This is a genomic window from Prevotella sp. P4-98 (assembly GCF_002251405.1).
Taxonomy (GTDB): Bacteria; Bacteroidota; Bacteroidia; order Bacteroidales; family Bacteroidaceae; genus Prevotella.
In genome coordinates this window covers 1-5439 of record NZ_NPJC01000074.1, presented here as the reverse complement: position 1 = coordinate 5439, position 5439 = coordinate 1, and the positions used below count along the sequence as shown (strand labels likewise).

The 5439-nt window shown below is 45.0% G+C and carries 6 protein-coding genes; all 6 read left to right on the top strand.

Translation table 11 applies throughout. The features are described from left to right. A partial coding sequence (locus tag CIK96_RS13395; RefSeq protein ID WP_216820461.1) for a hypothetical protein occupies positions 1-196 on the top strand: 196 nt, incomplete at its 5' end. After that, on the top strand, positions 159-2198 hold the full coding sequence (locus tag CIK96_RS11740) for an RHS repeat-associated core domain-containing protein (RefSeq protein ID WP_158214866.1): 2040 nt from the start codon (positions 159-161) through the stop codon (positions 2196-2198). The genes CIK96_RS13395 and CIK96_RS11740, both read left to right, overlap by 38 nt. Continuing rightward, positions 2198-2710: a hypothetical protein gene (locus CIK96_RS11735; protein ID WP_094389657.1), complete on the top strand. Its 513-nt coding sequence runs from the start codon at positions 2198-2200 to the stop codon at positions 2708-2710. Before CIK96_RS11740 ends, CIK96_RS11735 begins: the two co-directional genes overlap by 1 nt. Positions 2711-2721: 11 nt before the next feature. Next, positions 2722-4191, top strand: coding sequence for an RHS repeat domain-containing protein (locus CIK96_RS13545; RefSeq protein WP_254046316.1), 1470 nt, complete (start codon positions 2722-2724; stop codon positions 4189-4191). After that, positions 4158-4646, top strand: coding sequence for a hypothetical protein (locus CIK96_RS11725; RefSeq protein ID WP_254046315.1), 489 nt, complete (start codon positions 4158-4160; stop codon positions 4644-4646). The genes CIK96_RS13545 and CIK96_RS11725 overlap by 34 nt, the downstream gene beginning before the upstream one ends. After that, a complete protein-coding gene (locus CIK96_RS11720) occupies positions 4643-5335 on the top strand; it encodes an RHS repeat-associated core domain-containing protein (RefSeq protein WP_094389655.1) in 693 nt (230 codons plus the stop codon). Before CIK96_RS11725 ends, CIK96_RS11720 begins: the two co-directional genes overlap by 4 nt. Positions 5336-5439: the final 104 nt, after the last annotated feature.

Sequence of the window (5439 nt, the reverse complement as noted above, 5' to 3'; positions counted from 1 at the left end):
AATTCATCGGCAACAACCTTACAAGCGCGATGCCTGCATTAACCATTGGACAGGAACAGAGACAGCACGCCATCGGCTACCTTACGGGACAGGTGGTGTACGCTACCGGCGGCGAGGCCCTCGGCACTGTCACCGTGTACGACCGCAAGGGTCAGGCGGTGAGGACTGTGCGCAAGGGACTCGGCGGGCACATTGAGGATGTCAGCACCGAATACACCTTCACGGGCGCCGTTGACAGCACGGAGGTCAGGGTAGGCGTAGGTTACGGGGGCGACTTCACGGCGAAGACCGGCTACACATACCGGTACGGCAAGAAGACAAAAATGAGCCTGTCCGTCAGCCACGGGGGCACCGCGCAGTCACGCGACACGGAATACTCCTACGATGCCATCGGAAGGCTGAGCACCAAGGGGCGGCAAACGATAAGGAACTCCAAGTCATACTGCTCATATACCTACGACGTGCACGGATGGCTCAAGAGCGTCAGCAGCGGAGGATTCCGCGAAGACCTGTACTATGCCGACGGTCTTGACAGCGCATGCCACAACGGAAACATAAGCACCGTGCGGTGGAAGGCAAGGAATGACAGCGAATACAAGGGCTACAACCTGAGGTACGATGGATGCAACCGCCTGTACCTGGCGCTTTTCGGAACAGGCGACAACCTGACAGGTAACAGAAACTACTTCAACGAGCAGGCGGAGTACGACTGCAACGGAAACATCAAGAGGCTGCGACGTTGCGGGCTCCAGGACGCGATGCACGGAGGCTTCGGATTGGTTGACGACCTGCGGATGACATACGAGGGGAACCAGTTGGCAAGCGTGTTCGACAATGTCTGGAGACTTCCGTACGCAGGGGCGACGGACTTCGACGGCGTGGCTGGGCAGGAGTATCCACTGACATACAACGATGCAGGGTCACTTACGAGTGACGCCAGCCGCAGGATAGCGAGGATAGACTATGACTGCCTGAACAACCCGGTCAGGATACAATTCACCGACGGAAACGTGACGAAATATGTCTATAGTGCCACGGGCGAGAAACTGCGCGTGGTGTATCAGACTGCAGTTCCCAACATCACCGTTGCCATAGGCAGCGCGAGGGAACTCATGCCGTCGGAGATTCTGTTCACTGACTCTACCGACTACCTGCTGGGCGGTGCTCTCACGTTGAGAAACGGCAGGATAGATAAGTATCAGTTTGATGAGGGCTATTGCCAAGCCACACAATATAATGCCACGCAGGACAATTTCACCTTTCTGTACTATGACAAGGACCACCTGGGCAATGTACGTCAGGTGACGAAAGCCAGCAACAGCACGGGGACTGTAGTGCAGACGATGAACTACTACCCATTTGGAGCCCAGTTCTGTGATGGTTCTGCTGCTACAAGTGACTTCCAACAGTATAAATATAACGGAAAGGAGTTAGACAAGATGCACGGACTTAATACATACGACTACGGTGCGCGTCAGTATAATCCCGTGACAGCCCGATGGGACAGGATAGACCCGTTGGCGGAGAAATACTATAGCGTTAGTCCGTATGTGTATTGTCTTAACAATCCTATCAGACTAATTGATCCTGATGGAAGGAAAATATTTTTAGTTGGAACCCATGATGAGCAGATGAGGACATTAGGTTATATGCAGAAATTGACAAATGACAATCTGTTATTGAATAGGAAAACAGGTGAAGTGACAATTGGCGGTAGAAGATGGGACAATAGAGACAAGAAACTGGATGTCGGAACATCTTTGCTGAGAGATGTGATTGGTCACAAACGTACTACTGGAATCCAGATAGGGAGTGAAAGCGATAGGAATAGATATCATAGTTATTTCCCTAAAGACGCATCCAATGGTAAAGGTACGGATGGTTATATTAATCTGAACCCGTCATCTTCTCTGGATTTAAAAGTTCAGGACTCCAATACAGAAAAAACTGTAGTTGAAACTATACCTATGGAAATCGTGGTTGGACATGAGTTAATTCATGCATATTCAGCAATGAATGGCAATGCGCCAAAGGATGGAGAAGAATCATCGTATATTTACAGGGACGTAGATGGTAAATTGTATGAAACACAAGAAGAAACCAGTGAATTAGAAACTGTAGGTATTATAGGCAATGAAAAATATACAGAAAACAAATTACGTAAAGAACATGGTCTAAATAAAAGAGTTGTGTACTAATGAAAAAAAACATTATTTTCTTTTTTGTAATCATCTTATGCGGATGTACGAAAACGTATGACGATGGCATTCTATGCAAATACCTTTATTTCCCAACAAGCACAAATAAAAATTGCTTTTGGGTGGAGGTTAAAGAAGACAGGACATTGAAAGAAATTTTCGGTGAGATGTCCTGGGATTGTCATGACTCTATCTCATCTGGAAAGTTTCCCAAGGATGGTATTTCGTGGGAGAAAATTCATGATGAAGACAGCATAATAATAGATGCTACCGCATTTAGGCAACTTGAAGAACTTGTCTCGGAAGTAAGGAAACGAAAATCCGTGAACTATTTTATTCAGAGCATTTCTCATGATGGTATGGGTAACGTACTTTTTATAAAAGACAGGGCCTATTATTTTGAGATAGGAATTTACGATGACAAACCGACCATGGATTTTATAGATAAACTCAAAGAAACAAGCCCAATCCCAATAAGAAGTTCGTGGGGTTCAGTTCTTCAGAAATATTAATAAGGAGATTAATGATTAGCATAAAGTTTCAAAAGGTTCAAATCATAGGACTGCTTGACGACCTCCAGATGACGTACGAGGGAAACCAGTTGTCAAGCATGCGCGACAACGCCTCGCGGATGGCGTACGCAGGTGCTACGGACTTTGACGGCGTGGCTGGGCAGGAGTATCCACTGACATACAACGGCGCAGGGTCGCTCACGAGCGACGCCAGCCGCAGGATAGCGAGGATAGACTACGACATGATGAACAACCCGGTCAGGATACAGTTCACCGACGGAAACGTGACGAGGTATGTCTATAGCGCCACGGGTGAGAAACTGCGCGTGATATATCAGACTGCAGTGCCGAACATCACTGTCGCCATCGGCAGCGCAAGGGAGCTCATGCCCTCGGAGATACTATATACCGACTCCACGGACTATCTGCTGGGCGGTGCCCTTACGCTGAGGAACGGCAAGATAGATAAGTATCTGTTCGACGAGGGCTACTGTCAGGCGGAAAGCCTGAACGCCACTCAGGACAACTTCATGTTTTACTACTACGACCGCGACCACCTGGGCAACGTACGTCAGGTGACGAAGGCGGCCGGCAGTACGGGGACGGTGGTACAGACGATGAACTACTACCCCTTTGGAGCCCAGTTCTGTGACGGCTCTGCCGCATCAGGTGACATGCAGCCGTATAAATATAATGGGAAAGAATTTGATAAGATGCACGGCCTGAACACCTACGACTACGGTGCACGTCAGTATAATCCAATCACCGCACGATGGGACAGGGTTGATCCATTGGCAGAGAAATATTATGGCGTTAGTCCGTATGTGTATTGTACGAATAATCCTGTAATGTTGGTGGATTCAGATGGACTTTTCCCTATAGGGATTGTCAAAATTCGCCATGAAAGAACATACATGGTGACAGGTACAAGTATTACAGGAACTATTATGACTACAAAGGCACAAACAACATATTATAATTTTACAGAATCCGCCGCTCATCTATTATCTTTAGTGTCTGGTATTTCTGAAAAACATATAAGGAAAGTCAGGTTGGAAGAATTCGGAGGACAACTGAAAAACAATTGCATTACTTTAGGAAGTAGTCCTGAAAAAACTCGTATACTTGTATCGCCTACTTATTTCGATGAATCAAATATGAGCAGTGAACAATATTATGATTGGTGGTTTCGCGAATTTTCGCATGAGGTTGGTCATATAAAACAAATAAATAGAGATCAGAATTCAGGTCAATACATACTAAAAACAATTTATGGGTATATTAAGACTATGAGTCATGATGAAGCCCCACGTGAAAAAGAAGCAGAGCAAGGAAGTATAGCATATAGAGATTTCAGAAATTTTGTAAAGAATGAATTCAAAACAGATTTGACTACATTATTTGTAGATGAGAAATCTGAAGAAAAAAAGATAAAACAACTTGATATATGGTGGAACTCTTATATAAATCAGGGAAGATAAAACACTTATTTTATGCCTGTATAGTGTCGCTTCTTTTTACAGCATGTACAGAAGATCATTCTTTCTCACTTGATGAGAGGCGACAGATTATAGTAGTACATAATTTACTGGTTTTAGAAATTGAATCTGATAGTTCGCAAACTCATGAAGGACATTTTTTCTTTATTGTCAAAGAAAATCCGTATGATACGAAAGAATTTGATACAATCAGATTACAGGGTCAATCTACAGGATTAAAGATTAAAAAGGATGATAGTTGTGGTTACAAAAAAACGCAAATGATCAATTTACTTCCTAATAGGAAATACACTATAATCCATAGTGGAATGGGTGGTCGGGTACGTATTCAAGAATACTTTTGGACTGATTCAATAGGCAACTTAAGAGTTGACCCGACAAGAAAAAGAAAAGTTGGTTATAAAGAGGTTATAGGGACAGATAGTTGGGGAACATGACAAAGGATATCTATAGCGCGACGGGCGAGAAACTGCGCGTGGTGTATCAGACTGCCGTGCCGAACATCACCGTCGCCATAGGAAGCACAAGGGAGCTCATGCCGTCGGAGATACTATACACAGACTCCACGGACTACCTGCTCGGAGGTGCTCTAATGCTTAAAAACGGCAAAATAGATAAATTCCTGTTTGATGAGGGTTACTGCCAAGCCACACAATATAATGCCACGCAGGACAACTTCACCTTCCTCTACTATGACAAGGACTACCTCGGCAACGTACGTCAGGTGACGAAGGCGATGGGCAGCATGGGGACGGTGATGCAGACGATGAACTACTACCCCTTTGGAGCCCAGTTCTGTGACGGCTCAGCCGCCACAAGTGACGTGCAACCATATAAGTATAACGGAAAGGAACTGGACAAGATGCATGGACTGAACACCTACGACTACGGAGCAAGGCAGTACAATCCTATTACAGCACGTTGGGACAGGATGGATCCGCTGGCAGAGAAATATTATCCATATAGTCCTTATATGTATTGTCATGACAATCCCGTAAATAGGATTGATCCTGATGGACGTGATGATTATTACACCACAAATGGAGATTTCTTGTTCCGTGACGATAAAGAAACAGATAATATTATTATTAGAAACCAATTCTTACCCCAATTCGGGATAAAATAGCGATTAGTTGCATGTGAAGACAGATACGTGAATTCTCTTCCCATACCATCAGACATGGGCTATATATAAAGAATCGAAAGAGATTATTCTGTCCTTAGAACAAT